The organism is Candidatus Bathyarchaeota archaeon (assembly GCA_026014805.1).
In the GTDB taxonomy this organism is placed as follows: Archaea; Thermoproteota; Bathyarchaeia; order Bathyarchaeales; family SOJC01; genus JAGLZW01.
This window is the reverse complement of the sequence record JAOZHR010000024.1, coordinates 65,963-84,047: the sequence shown is the minus strand read 5'-3', so window position 1 is coordinate 84,047 and position 18,085 is coordinate 65,963. Positions and strand designations below refer to the sequence as shown.

The window sequence follows — 18,085 nt, the reverse complement described above, 5'->3', positions numbered from 1 at the left end:
ATATTATAAAGTTGTTTTCTACACGGTTACATATTTTTTCGAGGCATAGCCCTAGTTCATGGCTTTTTTCAGTTTGCAGGAGGTCTGCAAGCTAGTTGGTTTCTCTTCGTTCTTGCATTAAGACAATGGCTGAATCTGGTTTCAGTCCAGAATGGGTTGTTGAGGAGATAACACTACACAGTAATTCAAACAAGGTATTGTTAGCGTATAAGCGACTTGATGACAGTGGAGTGCTTCTAATAGTCACTAAATGGAGAGTTATCGGATTTAAAAGAAAAGAAGCTTTGTACAGTTATTCAGCTTGAGTCTTGTTTGATTGTTTTGTCTTAGAGAGAGCTTGTAGTAAACGTTATTTCTATTTTTTGCTCTCTTTTCCTATTTTTGCTTTTGTTTTTCTCTTGTTTCTAGTTGAATCTATTAACCCTCTCTAACCAGTAATATTATGGTGAGACTAGGTCAAGGGGGGTGTCCGCTTGCGGGGGGGGGGGATCCTTCCGATGTCTCACGTGTAAAGGTTGCAAATACCGAATCTCTATGCTGACCTCAGTCAGCAGTTGTAAGCGCGTTTGAATGTATGCATACACGCGCGCAGTAGCCTGATTTCCAAGCAATAGCTTTATTAGACGAAAACGTGAAACAACAACGCTGTTTAAAGGTGGTTTGTGAGAAAATGAAGAAAAGAAATCTCTCAACACTTGGAGTACTTATCGTGGCTACGCTATTGACAAGCTGGCAGATAACCTGTGCGCTCGCCGCAGACAGCTCATCCAATGCATACGTCAAAGTTGCTGTGCTGGACGCATCAGGATATCCACCGTACGCAATCGGAGGAAATAGTAACAATTTTGCAGATGCAATCGACGTACTCGACAAGGACCCCTACATACTACCAGAAGCCGTTACCGACGCCCAAATACAAGCAGGCATCCTAGACGGCTACGACGTGCTTCTTTTCCCAGACAACTGGCCGGCAATCGCGTCAAACGCCATGATCTACGATTTCTGGAACAACAGTGGTGGAGGCCTCGTAGCGCTTGACAGCACAATTGAATATCTATGCTACGATGGTATCCTCCCCGAAGAATCAGCTGGCGACAATGGTCGCTACATTTACTGGGACTACAGCACCATGGACACAGCGCAGATTTCAGCAGCCCATCCAGTAACAGCTGGATACACAGTTGGCGAAAACATCACTGGAACAGGGGGCGACGCTAGATACAACGTTACAGCGATGGCTGGTACAACAAGTTATCCCTACTACACAATGCTGGCAAACGAGTATGCAAACACTACTTGGGCATATGTGTCTGCTTACGCCCCGCCAGACAAAGGAAGAGTCGTGCATATTTGGGATAAGGAGCCTGAAAACCTCCCAACAAGGCTCATACTATTGAACGCCGTCAAGTGGACAGCTAAAGCACCCTCATTGGCAGAGCTATTAGGGATAGACGTTCTGCGAGACCGATTAGACACCCTAGAAGACCAGCTGACTGCGTTACAAAACCAGCTGAACACTTTAACAAGCCGAGTAGATACTCTGCAAAGCGAGGTAGATACAATGCAAGGTCAACTGACTAGCCTCCAAGATCAGCTAGCCGCTCTGGAAGATACACTAATGGATGACATCGCGGACTTGGAAACCGAAATTAACAGCTTGGAAACGATCCTTAGTGAAGCAGACTCCGACCTAGCAACTCGAACCGAAGACCTAGAGGCAAAACTGAATACTGCAACAATCATCGGCTATGCAGGAATCGGTATCGGGATCATCGGCGTAGTAATAGCAGCATTTGCAATAATGCTAAGCCGCAAAAAACCCCTCCCATAACCCTTTCTTTTTTAAGATTTATCAAACAAAATCATACCTTTGCACAACACATCTATATCTGAGAACACTCAGTCAGTTAACAAGTTCAGATGGTTTCCACATGCGCGCGTATTTGTTCATAGAAGAAGAAGGAAAATTGGCAGAACCCACAAGCTAGCCTAGAACAGCTGGTGTAATTTCGCTAGTTCAGCGAGTTCTACTTGGAACAGTGTGCAGTTACTTACTCTCGCTTTTTGATATAGCTATCAGCTGGCTTTGAAGGGTAACCTTACATTTTCTACAACTGCTTCTTTGGAGACTATTTCGTGTTCCACAAATTGAGCAACACCAGAATTTGGCATAATCCCTTGAGCGCCCCAATGCAACAGATAGTTCTGCTTGAAGACGTTGAGCGTTCTCAGCCATTCCTACTCCCATTAATCATAAGCCACGGTGATTAAAATCAGTTTCGCGTGCACCCGCCTTTCAATTGCGCGCGCTTAAGAATAGCAGATGTTTTTAATATGTCTAAGCGGGGATGGGTGGGTGGGAGCAAGGCGAACAGCCTTGCGAGTCTGGTTTGGTGATTAGTTCCCCGTATGTTTAAGTGAAATAATAGGTTACGTTGGAAAAAGGGGGGAGGTTATTGTTTTCCTAGAGTTTTGTCAGTTCACAGGACCACGAGTAATCTTTGTGTGTTCAGGTAGTATGTCGAATACTTTTGCTTCAATATCACTTAGGGCTGGATGGCTCATTATCCCTGCAACGATTTCTCCATTCAGATATGCCTTTACTGAGGCACCATCTTCAAACAGGTAGATTCCACCTGCTGACTTTTCAGCCTCATTCACAATCCAGACCTTCCAAAGTAGCCCTCTGACATTCGCGATAGGTTGGGCGACTTCCAGAAAGGCTTTCTCAAGCTCGGGTTTTGTCACCTTGAACCTTAGATTTATCTGCAGAATCTTCTTCATTTTTCTCACTTCCTTTTCGTACGCATTTTATGTCCCTACGGTTTAAAAGATTATTCTCGCGCGCTTGCGAATTCAATTGCGTGTTTGCTTCTTTCTCATTTTTTTCCTTCGCTCTTCATAATCTTCTTTTGTTATAGGCAATCCATGAGCTTTGGCTATTTCTAAGCGCCTTCTGTCACCTTCTTTAACTGATTTCCAAGTTTCGTTCACAAGTAGCTCAAGAGCTTCTTTTTGTGTTATGCCCTTCTCTTTCATAATCTCATCAAGTTTTTTAGCTACATGTTGGTCAAACAACACTTTTGGGTCATAGGAAGAAACGGTCATATCGTAGCTAAGCGAATTTAGCATTTCTTTAAGGTCTTCGGGAGCGTTAAAAGTATTCACAAAATCCACTAGAGGTTGGATCTTACGGAAGCTTTCTTTCATAACTTCCATTTCTTTATCTCTTTCTGTGAGTTGTAGTTTTAATTCTTCAATGGTCTTCTCCGTTTCTGCAGGTGTGGCTTTTTCAAGTCTCAGAAATGGCATGGCTTTTTCAGCATATAGTTTCCTGTGAAATTCCACATCTTTAGGTCTGTAATGCTCTTCTTGCCCAGCTCTAACTATATGTCCCATCCAAAATTGGACAAGTTCAAAACCAGCTTGATGGCTATGTTTTCTGAACCATTCCCGTAAATTATACAGTCTAACGTCTCGTGGTTTATGCCATTGCTTCTGTTTAACTTCCATTAGTCCTTTCTTCTTCAGCTTCTGCATTGTTTGAGCAAACATCTTACTCAACGACTTGGCGCTTGCTTTTTCAGTTGTTCCCTGTTTCAGAAATATGTAGTCTTCATCAGATATGTCAGGTCTGATGCTCAAATATGAGTGAAGATATTTGACTGCTTCTTCTCCAATAAATGTGAAGTACGAGTGATATGTTCCTTTGGCATTTTCTTGGGGGACATCAATCTTGCAGGGAATACGCTCTTAGAAGATCATCTTTGAAACGATAGGTTGACGCTTAAATTCCCTAGCTTTGCCTAGACCTTTTCAAGATCTGCAAGAGTAAGGTGCTTTTTTATTCCAGTTAATGCTGTTATGAACGAATTCACGTTTTGGACAGTCTTTGTCTTCTGCAGGTCTGCAATAAATTCTGAATAATCAGTGTAGTTCTTGTGCATAGTGACGATTATGGAATTTTTTCCGTCAAGTCCGTTGCCTTCAGCAACAAATACTACTCTAGGGTCTTTTTCAAGCCATTTGTAAGGTGTTTCAGTATCTGCTTTTTCCTCTGATAGCCACTGTGTGAAAGTAAATGCTGCTAGTTCGAATCCAAGCTTGGTGAAGTCTGGGAGCGCAGTATATTGCAAAACATACTTTTCGTCTTCAAGTTTTCTCCTTGTCCGCGTAACGGTAGGTTGTGAAAACCCTAGGACCTTTGCTAAGTCTCTATCGCTTCTTCGCGAGTTCTTAATCAATTCGTACAGAAGTTTCGGAATTTTGTCAGGATGCATGCCTTTGCATAAGCTGCAAAGTAATATATAAATTATATGATTACCTTTGAGACATGTACGATTTTTTAATTTCCGCTAGAAATTAGCGTTTTTTATGACTTTTTTAAAACATAGAGCCCTCTGGTGAATCTTTCCGCTCTGTCTTTCCTCACCAACACTGTGTCCTCAATTCGAAAACCGCCGAAGCCAACGATGTACACCCCCGGCTCGTCAGAAACCACGTTTCCACCCTTTAGTATGTCTTTGCTTGTAGGATTCAAAACAGGCTGCTCATGAACTTCTAGCCCAACGCCATGACCGAGACCGTGGACAAAATATTCACCGTACCCCTCCTTCTCTATAATACTCCTTGCAGCTGCATCTGATTCCGCAGCCTTCGCTCCCTCCCGCATCTCCTGAAAAGCTTTCTCCTGAGCCCTTCTCACCACTGTATAGATTTTTTCCTGTTTTGCAGACGGCTTACCAACCGCAAACGTTCTAGTCATGTCTGCACGGTAGTTCTTGTATATCGCCCCAATATCGACAACCACAAGATCTCCAGTCTCAAGTTTTCGTTCACCACATCCCCCATGGGGATAAGCCGAGTGGGAACCTGAGGCAACTATAGTGTCAAAAGCTACGCCATAAGACCCGCTGACGCGCATCGCATATTCAATTTCAGCGGCAACCTCATACTCTCGAGGCCCAGCTTTAATTGTTTCGTAGGCAGCTTGCATGCCCTCAACTGTCAACTCTGCAGCTTTTCGCATTTTCCTCAGCTCATCCTCATCTTTTACTTTGCGAAGATTCCAAACGTATTCGCTCTTAGCTTCGAGCTTAGCGGTGTCCATAAGAGTTTTGCTGAATTTCTGATATGTCTTAACATTCATTGTGTCGAAGCCTAACTTCTTTAACTTTAGGCTCTTAATCTGCTTGGCAACTTTCTTAACCAAGTCTTCGCCACGTTTCACCAGTTCTACCCTACAGTTCTCAGCTTCAGCCTTTGCCCCTTCATAATTTACACTGTAGACGTAAAGGATACTTTCATCTTCGCTTGGAACTAACATCGCAGCGGCACCCGAGAAATCGGTAAAATAGAGCATGTTAATCAGGTTGGTGATTAAGTAGCCGTCAAATTCTTTCTTGAAGGCAGTTTTCAAGGCTTTAATTCGATTCCTCAACGCACATCCTCCATTATAAAGAATTCTAGTTGATAAAAATAGAGTATAACCTTTGTGGACTTCTGCCTAGCCGCCGCTCATCAGCGACATAAGTATAACTTGGTCTCCGTTCCTTAGCCTTGTCTCTACGCCGTCAAGCTGTCCAATCAGCACTCCATTTACAGTGACCACAAAACCTGTTTTAACATCTTTTTGACCTGGCTCAAAAATTTCCTTTTTGAAAGGCGTTCCATAAAGATTTGACAAATCACTCAGTAGTTCCTGAAGCGAAGCTCCCTCGTTTAACTCGAGTTCTTCAACTCGTTTGTTAAGTAAGTTCTTGATGAAGCCTAAATACTCCACTTTCACCTTCATGTTAAGCCACGTCTTCAAAGAATATTTTTCGACGGGTCTATTTAACTCTTCTAAAAGAGTCATGTTGTAAGCGGAAGGGAAATTGTATGTACTAATCGATAAAAGTGCAAATCTAAGCTTAAACAAAGTTACGGTGTTAGCCTGAAAATAGAATCTTGCTCAACTGAGTGGTTGGTAGCCCGGGAGAAACCATCGTCTAGACTAGAATTTATACCAACCCTCTCTTTTTTGTTAAGCCTTCAGCCTTCTGCAACAAGTTTACTCCCTCAACAAAATGGAGATATCACCCAATCTCCTTTTTTTCTCAATAGCCTTCTACTAAGTGGCTAATCTCGTTTTTTCTCAGCAATATAGTCAATGTATGCTTGAACTGACCGTTTACCATCTGTTTTCTTGTCTATGATTCTCTTCTCTTTGTGGATTATCTCGAAATTGCTAAAGTATCTGTCAGGTTCATCATCTTCATGTTGAGAAAACCTTTGACTCCCGAGAAAAGGTTTGCAGAAGGGCCCTTTGTCAGGTTCATCAACCGATACGAAATTCACGAAGCACAACCCACTTGGCTTCAGTACTCTCTCAATCTCTTTCATTGAAACTGCGATATCTTTCTTTGTCATAAAAAAGATTGCATTGAAGGAATAGACAAAGCTGAAAGATCCGCTTTTGAATGAGAGATGACGCATGTCCCCTTTCATTATGTTTAGTTCCATGCCATGCTCTTTGCAGAATTTCTTTGCTTGTTTGAACGGGTTTTCTGCAACTTCTACTCCAAACGTTTTATATCCATATTCATAGAAAAGCTGAAGAGGAGGATCATCACCGCCAGCGCCGCAGTCCAGAACCGTCTTATCAAGTGGGCTAGCGTTACACTGTCTTAGGAATTTGTAAAGAGGAGTTGCCCAAACCACCTTTCTCATTTTCCATCCTAGATTTTCGATAAGCTTCATGTTAGTTTTTATGACTTGTGGAGAAACTCCAAAAAGTGGGCCGGGAGAGATTTGAACCCTACTCAGCGGGGAGATATCATCAAATCTCCTCCTGCATGCATGCGTTTTTCCTCTTTTCTTACGCGGGATAGTTTTTTATAGTATCACCCATAGCTAAATCTGAGTAAAAATGCCTTTCATCAACATTAAAATATTGAAGGGGACTCTGACGAAAGAGAAAATACAAGAAATGATCTCGCGTGTCAGCGAGGTCGTAGCTGAGATTGAAGCCGGACCTCTAAAGAATAAACTTCTCCCTCACACCTGGTGTGTCGTCGATGAGGTCGACTTTGGAAACTGGGGCATAGGCGGAAATGCTGTAACTCCTGAAATGCTGAAAGCCATCCTAGAAGGATAAGGAGAAAACAAACCTAATCGTCCCTCTTTTTTTCTGAAGAAATCTATGGTACTCATGCACAGCAAACTAGTAACAAACAAAACCAATACGAAGCACAAGGATTCTGGCTGATACCAATAGAAAGAGAATGATACTAGGATTCAATTTCGTCTGAGATTTGCTCAAAACATTTTTCAGTTTCTAAATATTCTAATAGATTCTTTCTGATGTAGGTTCCCGAACAATCAATAAACATGTCTGAAGGCTGATTAGTTCTCCAATCTATAAAAATTCGCAGTCTTAAATGCCTATTTTTGATATTGTTGGTCACTCCGTAATCAACTGCTAAGGCACCACTTCTATCTACATAAATAGTTGCATTAGGATATTTTTCCAGAAACTTCTGAGCTTCCAATGTTCGACTCGCTATCTCTATATATTCTTCATCGCTAATCCCCGTATCATAAAAGGTTCTTGGTCTATACAAGTCATATAGGAGATAGACTCCCCATAAAACAAGAACGACTGAAACTGCTACAAGGGATACTATTACAATGAGGGTTCGTTTCTTCATGAATCTTGCCCATCATATAGAATGCTTTTCAGCCCCAAAAGAGTTTTGCATGCATTCACAAAAATCTAATCATAGTTCAGACAAAAAGATTTCCATGAAAACAAACCTCAAAACGTGAGTAATGCGGAGAAGTTGCATTGAATTGGAAGAACTCGATTTTGTTTTGGTCTATATAATTGAGTGGAGATACAAATATACCGACCAATTATTTACATAAGGGGATAAGCTATGAGCAAAGAAGGTGTTGATGTTAGACTCCTATTTACTTCTTCAAAGACCTTAGAACCACGATTAAGAGAAGCTACATTCGACAAATACAAAATCAGTTCAATTCCCACAGCCAGAGAATCACTAAACGATACACGTGAGAACCTTCTTCTTGAGTTCTACGATTTATGGAAATCTGGTCAAACAAGTTCCAACCCTGAGAAAGAAGGCGACTATATTCAGTCACTACTTTCACTAATACTACAAATGAAGGTAGAGTTTGATTCCACTAAGGTCAATAACGTGCAAGTAACCCTGAAAAAGAAGCGGTCGTCATTTTTAAAAGGGAAGATAGAGTTCCCATCTGATTTTGAAGACTTGTTTAAGAAACTTCATTCGCTAGATTTGGATGTGTTGAGGCAGTTCTTGAGAAGTTGTAGCGTCTACAGAACTGCATTGTCTTTAATTGATGATAACCCAACACTTTCATTTTTTCTTCTAATGACAGCAATAGAAGCCATTTCAAACAAAGTCATAAAGAGCGACAAGATAAGAGAGAACTTCAGAGAGTTCATCCTCAAGTATCTCCCAAGTTCTTTTGAAGAGGAACTGGGAGACAGAAAACTCCTTCTCTCCCTAATAGAAGAAGCCTATAACATGAGAAATGCTTTTACTCACGGCGGAACTGAAATCTCAATTGGGACCCTTTCTGCTGATTCTTTGGACCGAAAATATGTAAAACACTACGTTGAAGGTAGAGAAACGTATTCTCCAAGTCTCAGGTGGTTTGAAAGTGTTGTAAATTCTGTCCTCTTGGAGTTTTTGAGAGTTCAAAAAGCGGTAGAAGGGAAAGAGTCAAAATTACCTGACCTTGCTAAAGAAGAAGCGATAATTCATGTCAAGAGCAAAAAATCACTAACAGCAGGTCGAGTAGTTACCACTAAAGAAGTTGATTTGAATTTTCAAAGTGGATAGACGCTTCACTCTCCCACTTCTTGCCGACAATCATTCTGAGAAAAGCCTCTGAAAATTCTCAATAATTATGAAATGCGGAAAAGTTATAGCTGAACCAAAAGAAAACAGTAATATTTTTAGGAGTAGAGCTTCTATTAAACTTGGGAGACCCGTGAACAAGCGTAGGCTTTTCATTCTTTCCTTTTCATTTGATATATAAAGCTAAGGATTTCCGAAAAGTCTTTTAGGTTTTCTCCCGAAGTAGGACCCCCAAAGGTCTGATTTCCGCTTATCCTGACTTCCACTCTATACAATGTACTTCGCAGTTGATAATGTGGAAGATAACTCTAGAATTGGTTAATGTTCTCTTTTTTGTCTTTGAAAATAAATAGGTCATCTATTGTTGTTTTCAGAACTCTGGCTACCTCATGAGCTAGCTTTAATGAAGGATTGTATTTTCCCTTCTCGAGGTAAAGTATGGTTTCTCTCCTTACACCAACCTTCCTCGCAAGGTCCTCCTGTGTTAGATCATATCTTGCCCTGAATTCCTTAATTCTGGTTTTAAATGCCATTATGAGTCGCCTTTTCGGTTGAAGTACAAACGTAATCCAAGGAATGTCAGACTTTGCACTAGGATTGATATTACCAAAGCATACCCTGCATCGAGAAGAGGTAAACCCGCAAATTCTCGATTGATAAGATTTGCAGCCATAAGTGCAATCATGAAATACGACCCAATGAAAAAAGCGTATGTTGCCGCCTTTCCAGTGATTTTCTTGGTTCGTTCGTCTTGGGCCGGAAACCTTGATTTCCTGTCCTCCAGTTTTTTCCAAATTACTAATATACCGATTAGAACGATGGTGGCTAGTATCACGATACTCATCACAGGCCAAGGCAGATCGATCATGGCATCATCCTCCTGCAATTTGTCATTTCTCTATTCTTTTGCGTGCTTGAGTTATTATCCCGATTCCTGTGATCCCTATCACAGTTGCTATGCCCGCAGTATTCTCCCCTAAGATACTTCCATCAAACATTAAAAAGGCTCCAATCAAACACACTAACACTCCCAACGCCAGTAACACATTTCGCCCTCTCATTCTAATCCACCTCTGTTATTCAATTCCAACATTATGTTAGACACATCTAACATCATGTTAGAAATAACACACATCTACTATTTAAATCTTCTGTTTTTTTTAAACTTTCAGAAATAGAAAAGAGCGCGCGCGCAGTAACGCCCAACGGGGCTTAAATCATACTGCTTTTGGCAAAGCGTTGGTAGCCCGGGAGAGATTCGAACTCTCGTCTGAGGGTCCAAAGCCCTCTATGCTTGTCCACTACACCACCGGGCTCCACATTGCCTATACACGTAACCATCGTAAAAATCTTAACATCCACTTATACATAGTGCTAAAAAGCGGGAAAAGCTATGGGCGTCAACCTCACTCCAATCATGGTAAAACAGATTCTCACCCTAAACGATTTAAAAGGCAAAAGCCTCGCAGTAGACGCCAACAACTACCTCTACCAATTTCTATCCCTCATACGAACAAGAGACGGAACACCTCTAAAAGACTCAAAAGGAAACATCACATCCCACCTTACAGGTCTAATGTTCCGATCCACCCGCCTAATACACGATTTTAACATAGACCTTGTCTTTGTATTTGACGGCCAACCACCAGCACTAAAGGGAGGAGAAATTAAAAAGAGACGCGAACAGCGAGAGAAAGCCCTTCAAGAATGGCAACAAGCACTGAAAGCCCGAGACTACGCCAAAGCCTTCTCAAAAGCGGTCATGACAAGCCGACTAACACGAAGCATGACAGAAGACGCTAAAAAACTACTCACGCTTCTCGGAATCCCTTACGTGCAAGCTCCAAGCGAAGCAGAGGCCCAAACCGCTTACATGGCAATGCGAGGTGATGTCTGGGCCGCAAGCAGCAAAGACTACGACTGCGTTCTTTTTGGAGCACCAAAACTGCTGCGGTTCTTAACAATTCATGGACGGGAATACCTACCAAGCAAAGGAGTAACGAGACCCCTGAAGCCTGAACTCATCACCTTATTCCAACTTCTTTCGCATCATGAAATAACACGTCAGCAACTTGTTGACCTGGCGATTCTGATTGGAACAGATTTCAATAAAGGAATAAAAGGTGTAGGACCCAAAACAGCTCTCAAACTTGTCAAAGGACATGGGAGAATAGAAAATCTGCCAAGCAAATTTTCGTCAAAAATCCCACCACAGTACAAGGAAGTAAGAGAAATTTATCTTCATCCAAAAACAACGTCAGAATACGATCTTAGTTATAATCCCTTGCGTGAAGAGGAGCTTTTTCACTTTCTCTGCGATCAGCGAGACTTCGCTCAGAAACGGGTGAAAACGATTGTTCAAAGAATGAAAGAAATTCACAGACTAAAAAAGCAAGCAAGACTTGAAAAATGGTTTACCAAGAGCATGTAACCTGTTTACTCTGCGCCAAGGTTTCTGAAAAACAGTCTAAACACTCTAAAAAGACAGAAAAATATCAGAAAATTATTTAAACCATTGCCACAGAACCCTATGATATTCTGGGAGGCAGGTAGAATGAGATCCGATTACGCTTTATATGTTGTAGCAATAGTATGCTTCATAATAGCGATCTATGCTTACGTTGCACCTTTAACCGAAGTAACTGAACTTTATCTTTATGTGCTAGCCGTTATCGGCGTTGTTTTCATAGGGCTTGGATACATGGCAAGACCAAAACAGGCAACACTCGCGTCAGCAACAACAGTAGCTCCGCCATCACCACCCGTATCATCGCCAGAGCCAACAATAAAGCCAAAAACTGAGCCAAAAGAAGAACTGAAGAAAGCTTCAACGAAAAAAAGAGCGCGAAAGAAAAGAACCACAAGAAAACGTAAAAAGAAAACCTAGCTTTGCTGCTTCACTTCTTGATTCCTCAATGTTCCAGTTCCGTCGTGAAAAAACTTTCTGTCATTAAGAAATAGAAAGCAAGCCAACAAAAAAATAACTATGTGCATTGGCTGGGCATCAGTTTTCGTTACAATTTTGCTAACATTTTAAAATCCAACGAGATATGATAAACGATGTTCAAGCGCGCGCATTGAGACAGAAAGAACTTATAATTTAAATTCCCAAAAATCGATGGAACCTAGAGCGATAAAAGTTAAGAGAATGTTAGTTGCATTAGGAAAGCAGAAAAATAGTCTATTGAGGTGAACAGTGTGCAATTAAAACGTCATCCAACAAAATACATGGGCGAAGAATACCGCCGCCTCGTAAGTGAAAGCTTGAACTGGGAGCTCAAAGAGCTTCAAACTGCCAGCGAACCCGTCTGCACCATCGATGGCAAAGAAGTCATCATGCTCTGCGCCAACAACTACCTCAACCTGTCAACACATCCTAAAGTTGTCAACGCTATGCTGGAAGCAACCAAAAACTATGGAGCAGGTGCAGGGAGCGATCGCTCCATTGCAGGAAACATGACGCTACATGAAGAATTGGACATCCGTTTAGCTAAGTTCAAGAAAGCTCCCGCCTCATTAACATACCAGACTGGCTTCATGGCTAACGAAGGATTAATTCCCCAACTATGTGGTAGAGGTGATCTTTTCGTGTCTGATGAGCTTAACCATGGCTCCATCATAGACGGTGTCCGCTTGACCCACGCTGACCGAGCAATCTTTAAACACAAAAATGTTGAAGATCTGACCCGCGCCATGGACGAAGCTGAAAAACACCAACCACCTTACAAGCACATTTGGATTCTAACTGACGGAGTCTTCAGTATGGACGGCGACCTCGCTCCTCTCCGCGAAATTGCCAAAATCGCTGAAGAACACGGAGCAGGCGTTTATGTAGACGATGCCCACGGAGAAGGCGTCCTCGGCGAAGGCGGCCGCGGAATCGTCAGCCACTTCAACCTAACCCCAGACCAAGTGCACGTTGAAATGGGAACGTTTTCCAAAGCCTTCGGCGTCATAGGAGGACACATAACAGGCTGCGAAGACCTGCGAAACTTTGCCTATAACAAATCCAGAAGCTGGCTTCTCAGCGGAGGCGTACCGCCAGGTGTAGCTGCGGCATGCATCGCAGCGATCGATGTTCTTGAAACTGAGCCGGAACACGTAAGAAAAGTTTGGGAAAACCGCAACTACTTCCTCAAAGCAATGCAAGACCTCGGCTTTGACACGGGAAATAGTGAGACTCCAATTGTACCGGTTATGTGTGGAGAAAGCAGAACAGCGAAGGAGCTTGCAAACATCATTTGGGAGAAAGGCATCTTTGCATTGCCAATTGTTTTCCCAATGGTGGCGCGCGGCAAGGCGAGAATTCGAGTCCAACTATGCACTAAACACACAAAAGAGTATTTAGACAAGGCAGTTCAAGCGTTTGAGGAAGGGGGAAAGAAGCTAGGTCTAATCTAGGCAGAGTGAAATAAGCGGCCAGCACAACCCAATTTTTTCCATAATACACATTCAAAGTTCTTCGTTGCGTAAAATATAATGGGCTTGAAAGAAGAGAAAAGAGCTTTCAGAGAAACTATCTGGCGCGAAATGACAGAAAAGAAAATAGCGAAATTCCCACTACCATGCTTTGGCAGAATTCCAAACTTTACAGGCTCAGAAGAGGCAGCTAACAGAGTCAGGTCATTACCTGAATGGAACAACGCATCAATAATTTTTGCAAACCCCGACTTCGCACAGCACAAAGTCAGGGAGAACACGCTGAGAGAAGACAAACTTCTAATCATGGCTTCGCCGAAACTGAAACATGGTTTTCTTTTGGTCGCTCCGGATAATGTGCAGGAGAAAGAAAGTTTTGCATCCACCATAAAAGGGGCATTCAAATATGGACGAAAAATCGAAGCCGACAATCTTCCGAAGCCGAACCTTGTGGTGACTGGCTGCGTGGCTGTGAATAAGGATGGACATAGGCTTGGAAAAGGCGGCGGTTTCGGAGACCGAGAGCTTCAACTGTTGAAACGTAGGTTTGGCAATATTCCAGTAGTCACAACTGTTCATGACACACAACTGGTGAAATTGGTGCCTTATGAGGTGCATGATGAAAGCGTCGACATAATTGTTACGCCAACTCGAATAGTTAGAGTTAAATGCAGTCGAACCCAAATCACTGCAACTAAAAAATGGGGCGTCAACGTGTCTTTGCTCTCACGATACGATTGCACCATCTTCGACGCTTGAACACGATGAAGGCTACGAGCATGAATAGAAAGAGACTGTTGTTAATTGCTGTGTTGTTGATCATTGCGTCTTTAACACTTGTCTATTTGTATACACGGTTCCAAGAAGTAGCTAAACCATCTTGGTTGAAATTTGGTACATACATGACTTATGAGCAGTTGTTCGCATGGACCGGGCATAATCAGACGGAGTACATGACCTGGAGCATAACCAAACTTACAGACGATTTTGCTGACCTACACTTGACCTCTTATGGGGTAAATGTAACTGAAGGAGATGCAGTGATAACACTTGGCGAAGCCAATTGGACGATAAATGTAGTTACTCGTGAAATAGTTAATTCTTCAGTTCCAAACTATATTGGTGAGAGATGCCCGTTCTGGATTGAAACAGACGTCACAATCGGGTCTACTGTAGACATATTCTATGGAATTAACGTCATCAGCAGAAGTGAGCAAATTAACGTTCTGGGACAACAAAGAGATTGCTGGGTTATTGAATACAACTGGACCACAGCTATTATGAAGCGTTGGTACGACAAATCTTCTGGAATAGTTCTCAAGATTCATGTGATTCTGTATCGCCAAGACATCACTGTAGAAATTACAGAAACCGCAGTGTCGACTAACGTTGATTTGCGCGCACCCTCTTTCTTAAATTGGATGTATGATGTGGCATCGCAGTTTGGATATTTCGGCGTCTTTCTAGTTAGTCTGATAGGCACTATGACGATTATCATTCCTATCCCTTATACGCTGGTGATTTTAGGGTTAGCTGCTGCTGGATGGAACCCTATATTGCTGACAATTGCAGGAGGCTCTGGCTCTGCTATTGGAGAACTTTCAGGTTACTTTCTTGGATACTACGGACGAAGAATAATCAGCGAAGAAAGACAGAGAAAAATGCGTTATTTCCTCAAGCTTTTTGGCAGATACAGTCCCGCTGCCATTTTTGTTTTTGCACTAACCCCGCTTCCAGACGACCTGCTCTTTATTCCACTAGGCATACTGCAGTACAACCTTTTCAAAGCGTTCATTCCAGCCATATTAGGGAAGCTTCTCATGTGTTACATCCTAGCATCCTTCGGCAAGGTCTACGGGGACATTCTCATTTTCCTTTTCGGAGACACAGGAAGCTGGATAGGCGCACTTATAATGGCTGTGCTTCTGATCCTCGTTATATATGCCCTATATCGGGTTGACTGGGAAGAACTCTTTGACAAATATGTTGCAAACAGAGGAAAAGTTGAGAATGTCATTGACTTCAAGGACTTGAGGATAGGCGAAAGAACTTGAGGGTTATAGCTGATTTACACATTCACAGCCGCTTCAGTAGAGCCACAAGCAAAAGGATAAACATCCAAGAGATTGCGCGATTTGCCAAAATAAAAGGCTTGAACTTAGTAGGCACAGGAGATTTTACGCATCCCAAATGGATGAAAGAGCTGCAAGAAGATCTAGTTAAAGCGCCAGGCAAGGGGCTTTTCAAGTCATCCAAATTCGCAAACTCAGCCTGTTTCATGATAACCTGCGAAGTAAGCACAATATTCATGTTCAGAGGCGAAACAAAGAAAATTCATCATCTAATTTTGACGCCCAACTTCGAGACGGCGATACAAGTCAACGATCGACTAGCACAGTATGGCGACTTGAGCCTTGATGGAAGACCTACGCTTGAAATGTCTGCGTCGCAGCTGGTGGAGGAAGTCATGTCTGTTTCCTCAAATAACGAAGTGATACCCGCTCATGCTTGGACCCCGTGGTTCAGCCTTTTCGGTGCCTTCAGTGGCTTCGACAAAATAGAAGATTGCTATCAAGACATGACAAAACACATTCACGCCTTAGAAACCGGCTTGTCTTCCGACCCACCTATGAATTGGCGGATAAGTGCCTTAGACAAGTTTACCCTAGTATCAAACAGCGACAGCCACAGTTGCTGGCCTTGGAGAATTGGACGAGAAGCCAACGTTTTAGACCTCGAACAGCTCACATATGACGAAGTTGTGGACGTAATTCGCAAGAAAGACCCAGAACGGTTCAAGTTCACCATCGAAACAAACCCAGCCTATGGCAAATATCATTGGTCTGGACATAGAAGCTGCAATGTCTCTATGCCGCCGCAAGAAGCAATAAAGTTTGGTAATCTTTGCCCAATGTGTCGTAATAAACTAACGAAGGGCGTGGAACAAAGAGTTGAAGAGTTAGCGGACAGACCAGCAAGTTTCAAGCCGCAAAACGCTATCGGCTACATGCATCTACTGCCACTGTCAGAAATCATTGCAACAGTTTTGAACGCGTCATCTCCTAGCGTGCAAAACGTCTGGAGCGTCTTCAATAGCCTGATGGCCAAGTTTGGCAGCGAATATAATGTGCTGATTGACGCTTCTGCAGAAGAACTGTCCAAGGTTGTTGACCCAAAAATCGCTGAGGCGGTTGTTATGGTTAGAAAAGGAAGAGCCCAAGTCATCCCTGGCTATGATGGGGTCTATGGTCAACTTATTCTCTTTGAAGAGCGCAAGACGAAGTCGAGAGTTAGCAAAGTTCCCCAACGCAGTCTGACGGAATGGTGTAGCCACACTTAATACCTGCTGGCACACATACATGAAAATACATGGGGCCAGTTAAGCACGCGTTCTCTAATCTGCTTGTTTTCATTTCCATGTTCAATCTTTTCTCTTTTCCGGGTTTTTCAGCGTCTATGTCTCTCACTGAGCTTCCCATTCTGTAATGCGACTCAATCAAGTACTTTGAGAGCGTCTGCTCTCTCCCTAAGAAACCTTCTAAAATCAAACTTCAAGATTCTTGGTTTGCACATTCTTGCGGGGCATCTTAAAGCTCATCTGGAGTGTAGATCCTTGGAGAAATGGACTAGAGCTTACGGTGCAGTTGCAGAGGCTCAGGCCGAAATCTCTTGAAACAGCTGTAGCAGTTGCCAACGAATCTCCCAAGATTAGGATGATAATTCAAATGTGAAAGCTGAAGGGCATAGCTTATCTACTGTACATTCCCCGCAGTTAGGCTTCTTGGCGGTGCAAACTCGTCTGCCATGAAATATGAGCAAATCATTAAGTTTCGCCCATTGTTCCTTGGGAACAAGCTTCATCAAATCCCTTTCTATCTTGTTAGGGTCCTTATTCTCACTCAATCCTAATCTTTGGGAGAGTCTTCGAACATGCGTGTCAACGGCGATTCCTTCAACAACTTGGAAGGCGTTAGACAATACAATGTTTGCAGTTTTTCTAGCCACTCCAGGCAGTGTAGTCAATTCATCCATTGTCTTCGGCACTTTTGACCAGAACTTTTCCACAAGCATATGCCCCATCTTCTTCAAGTATTTAGCTTTGTTTCGATAAAAGCCAGTAGATTTTATGTCCTTTTCTAGTTCCTTAAGGTCTGCATTTGCATAATCATCCGCTTTCCTATATTTTTTAAACAAGGTCTTCGTGACCTCGTTGACTATCTTATCGGTTGATTGAGCTGAAAGTATTGTTGCAACTAGAAGCTCCAACGGGTTGCTGTAATGAAGCGCTATTTTCGCATCTGGGTGTTCCTCTGCTAGAAGTTGGATGATTTTTTGAACTAGTTCCTTATCTTTCATTTTGCAGACTGCCTTTATCTCTCCTCCAAGGAATGGGCGAAGCTGTAGAAACGGGGCCGCTATGATTCTGTTATCTTAATCGCTCGAGTTGGACAATTGACTTCGCAAGCTCCGCAGAAGATGCATTCAGGCTCGTTCACTGGGTCTGATTTTTGTTCCGAAACAGGATGCCCAGGCGTATCGATCATTTCAAAAACTGAAACGGGGCAAACTGAGACGCAAATGGCATCTCCATTACATAGGTCTTGGTCTACGGCCACTTGAGTTCCATGAATGCCAAGTTTCTTCGGAGGGTTCACTTCTCCTCTCACGTCATGACCGTTATGGGTGTCCACTTTCGATTTCTTCATAAAGTCGGGGTCGATAGGCATCCTTCACAATTCCTCCTAATTCTTTCACTACTATCCAAGTGCCATTAT

The 18,085-nt window shown here is 42.6% G+C and carries 22 protein-coding genes and 1 tRNA gene; 10 read left to right on the top strand and 13 right to left on the bottom strand.

Features of this window, described 5'->3' with window-relative positions:
* Nucleotides 1-95 precede the first annotated feature (95 nt).
* Nucleotides 96-305, top strand: a complete 210-nt coding sequence (locus NWE91_06120) for a hypothetical protein (GenBank protein ID MCW3985965.1) — start codon at nt 96-98, stop codon at nt 303-305.
* A gap of 365 nt (nt 306-670) precedes the next feature.
* Nucleotides 671-1,831: a hypothetical protein gene (locus tag NWE91_06115; protein MCW3985964.1), complete on the top strand. Its 1,161-nt coding sequence runs from the start codon at nt 671-673 to the stop codon at nt 1,829-1,831.
* Nucleotides 1,832-2,475: 644 nt separating this feature from the next.
* On the opposite strand, the gene NWE91_06110 is transcribed toward NWE91_06115, so the two are convergent.
* The 6 genes from NWE91_06110 to NWE91_06085 form a co-directional block, all read right to left on the bottom strand.
* Nucleotides 2,476-2,784 (bottom strand): YdhR family protein, encoded by a 309-nt coding sequence (locus NWE91_06110; GenBank protein ID MCW3985963.1) that lies wholly within the window; start codon nt 2,782-2,784, stop codon nt 2,476-2,478.
* 72 nt (nt 2,785-2,856) lie between these two features.
* Nucleotides 2,857-3,645, bottom strand: coding sequence for a hypothetical protein (locus NWE91_06105; GenBank protein MCW3985962.1), 789 nt, complete (start codon nt 3,643-3,645; stop codon nt 2,857-2,859).
* A gap of 161 nt (nt 3,646-3,806) precedes the next feature.
* The gene (locus NWE91_06100) at nt 3,807-4,280 is read right to left on the bottom strand and encodes an Lrp/AsnC family transcriptional regulator (protein MCW3985961.1); all 474 of its coding nucleotides are present in this window, start codon (nt 4,278-4,280) and stop codon (nt 3,807-3,809) included.
* A 92-nt stretch (nt 4,281-4,372) separates the two neighbouring features.
* The gene (locus NWE91_06095) at nt 4,373-5,440 is read right to left on the bottom strand and encodes a Xaa-Pro peptidase family protein (GenBank protein ID MCW3985960.1); all 1,068 of its coding nucleotides are present in this window, start codon (nt 5,438-5,440) and stop codon (nt 4,373-4,375) included.
* 66 nt (nt 5,441-5,506) lie between these two features.
* Entirely contained in the window at nt 5,507-5,857 is a 351-nt protein-coding gene (locus NWE91_06090; GenBank protein MCW3985959.1) for a MoaD/ThiS family protein, read from the bottom strand.
* 263 nt (nt 5,858-6,120) lie between these two features.
* Nucleotides 6,121-6,711 carry a class I SAM-dependent methyltransferase gene (locus NWE91_06085; protein ID MCW3985958.1) on the bottom strand — a complete coding sequence of 197 codons (591 nt, stop codon included), beginning with the start codon at nt 6,709-6,711 and terminating at the stop codon, nt 6,121-6,123.
* 199 nt (nt 6,712-6,910) lie between these two features.
* Here NWE91_06085 and NWE91_06080 point away from each other — a divergent pair, with 199 nt between their 5' ends.
* Nucleotides 6,911-7,138: a tautomerase family protein gene (locus NWE91_06080; protein MCW3985957.1), complete on the top strand. Its 228-nt coding sequence runs from the start codon at nt 6,911-6,913 to the stop codon at nt 7,136-7,138.
* A 133-nt stretch (nt 7,139-7,271) separates the two neighbouring features.
* On the opposite strand, the gene NWE91_06075 is transcribed toward NWE91_06080, so the two are convergent.
* Nucleotides 7,272-7,691, bottom strand: a complete 420-nt coding sequence (locus NWE91_06075) for a hypothetical protein (GenBank protein ID MCW3985956.1) — start codon at nt 7,689-7,691, stop codon at nt 7,272-7,274.
* A gap of 228 nt (nt 7,692-7,919) precedes the next feature.
* Between NWE91_06075 and NWE91_06070 the strand changes: the two genes are divergently transcribed.
* Nucleotides 7,920-8,873, top strand: coding sequence for a HEPN domain-containing protein (locus NWE91_06070; protein MCW3985955.1), 954 nt, complete (start codon nt 7,920-7,922; stop codon nt 8,871-8,873).
* Between the two features lie 326 nt (nt 8,874-9,199).
* On the opposite strand, the gene NWE91_06065 is transcribed toward NWE91_06070, so the two are convergent.
* The 4 genes from NWE91_06065 to NWE91_06050 form a co-directional block, all read right to left on the bottom strand.
* A complete protein-coding gene (locus tag NWE91_06065; GenBank protein ID MCW3985954.1) occupies nt 9,200-9,424 on the bottom strand; it encodes a helix-turn-helix transcriptional regulator in 225 nt (74 codons plus the stop codon).
* Nucleotides 9,424-9,759 carry a DUF2178 domain-containing protein gene (locus NWE91_06060; protein ID MCW3985953.1) on the bottom strand — a complete coding sequence of 112 codons (336 nt, stop codon included), beginning with the start codon at nt 9,757-9,759 and terminating at the stop codon, nt 9,424-9,426. The genes NWE91_06065 and NWE91_06060 overlap by 1 nt, the downstream gene beginning before the upstream one ends.
* 22 nt (nt 9,760-9,781) lie before the next feature.
* Nucleotides 9,782-9,952 carry a hypothetical protein gene (locus tag NWE91_06055; protein ID MCW3985952.1) on the bottom strand — a complete coding sequence of 57 codons (171 nt, stop codon included), beginning with the start codon at nt 9,950-9,952 and terminating at the stop codon, nt 9,782-9,784.
* A gap of 179 nt (nt 9,953-10,131) precedes the next feature.
* Nucleotides 10,132-10,207, bottom strand: a tRNA-Gln gene (locus NWE91_06050).
* 77 nt (nt 10,208-10,284) lie between these two features.
* Here NWE91_06050 and fen point away from each other — a divergent pair.
* The 6 genes from fen (at nt 10,285) to NWE91_06020 (ending at nt 16,650) form a co-directional block, all read left to right on the top strand.
* Nucleotides 10,285-11,322, top strand: coding sequence for a flap endonuclease-1 (fen, locus tag NWE91_06045; GenBank protein ID MCW3985951.1), 1,038 nt, complete (start codon nt 10,285-10,287; stop codon nt 11,320-11,322).
* A gap of 123 nt (nt 11,323-11,445) precedes the next feature.
* Nucleotides 11,446-11,778, top strand: a complete 333-nt coding sequence (locus NWE91_06040) for a hypothetical protein (GenBank protein MCW3985950.1) — start codon at nt 11,446-11,448, stop codon at nt 11,776-11,778.
* 311 nt (nt 11,779-12,089) lie between these two features.
* Entirely contained in the window at nt 12,090-13,292 is a 1,203-nt protein-coding gene (locus NWE91_06035; protein ID MCW3985949.1) for an aminotransferase class I/II-fold pyridoxal phosphate-dependent enzyme, read from the top strand.
* A gap of 78 nt (nt 13,293-13,370) precedes the next feature.
* A complete protein-coding gene (locus NWE91_06030) occupies nt 13,371-14,069 on the top strand; it encodes a 5-formyltetrahydrofolate cyclo-ligase (GenBank protein ID MCW3985948.1) in 699 nt (232 codons plus the stop codon).
* Nucleotides 14,070-14,089: 20 nt separating this feature from the next.
* Entirely contained in the window at nt 14,090-15,364 is a 1,275-nt protein-coding gene (locus NWE91_06025) for a VTT domain-containing protein (protein ID MCW3985947.1), read from the top strand.
* The gene (locus NWE91_06020; GenBank protein MCW3985946.1) at nt 15,361-16,650 is read left to right on the top strand and encodes an endonuclease Q family protein; all 1,290 of its coding nucleotides are present in this window, start codon (nt 15,361-15,363) and stop codon (nt 16,648-16,650) included. Before NWE91_06025 ends, NWE91_06020 begins: the two co-directional genes overlap by 4 nt.
* Before the next feature lie 368 nt (nt 16,651-17,018).
* On the opposite strand, the gene nth is transcribed toward NWE91_06020, so the two are convergent.
* On the bottom strand, nt 17,019-17,666 hold the full coding sequence (gene nth / locus NWE91_06015) for an endonuclease III (GenBank protein MCW3985945.1): 648 nt from the start codon (nt 17,664-17,666) through the stop codon (nt 17,019-17,021).
* A 59-nt stretch (nt 17,667-17,725) separates the two neighbouring features.
* Nucleotides 17,726-18,037 carry a 4Fe-4S binding protein gene (locus tag NWE91_06010; protein ID MCW3985944.1) on the bottom strand — a complete coding sequence of 104 codons (312 nt, stop codon included), beginning with the start codon at nt 18,035-18,037 and terminating at the stop codon, nt 17,726-17,728.
* Between the last annotated feature and the right edge of the window lie 48 nt (nt 18,038-18,085).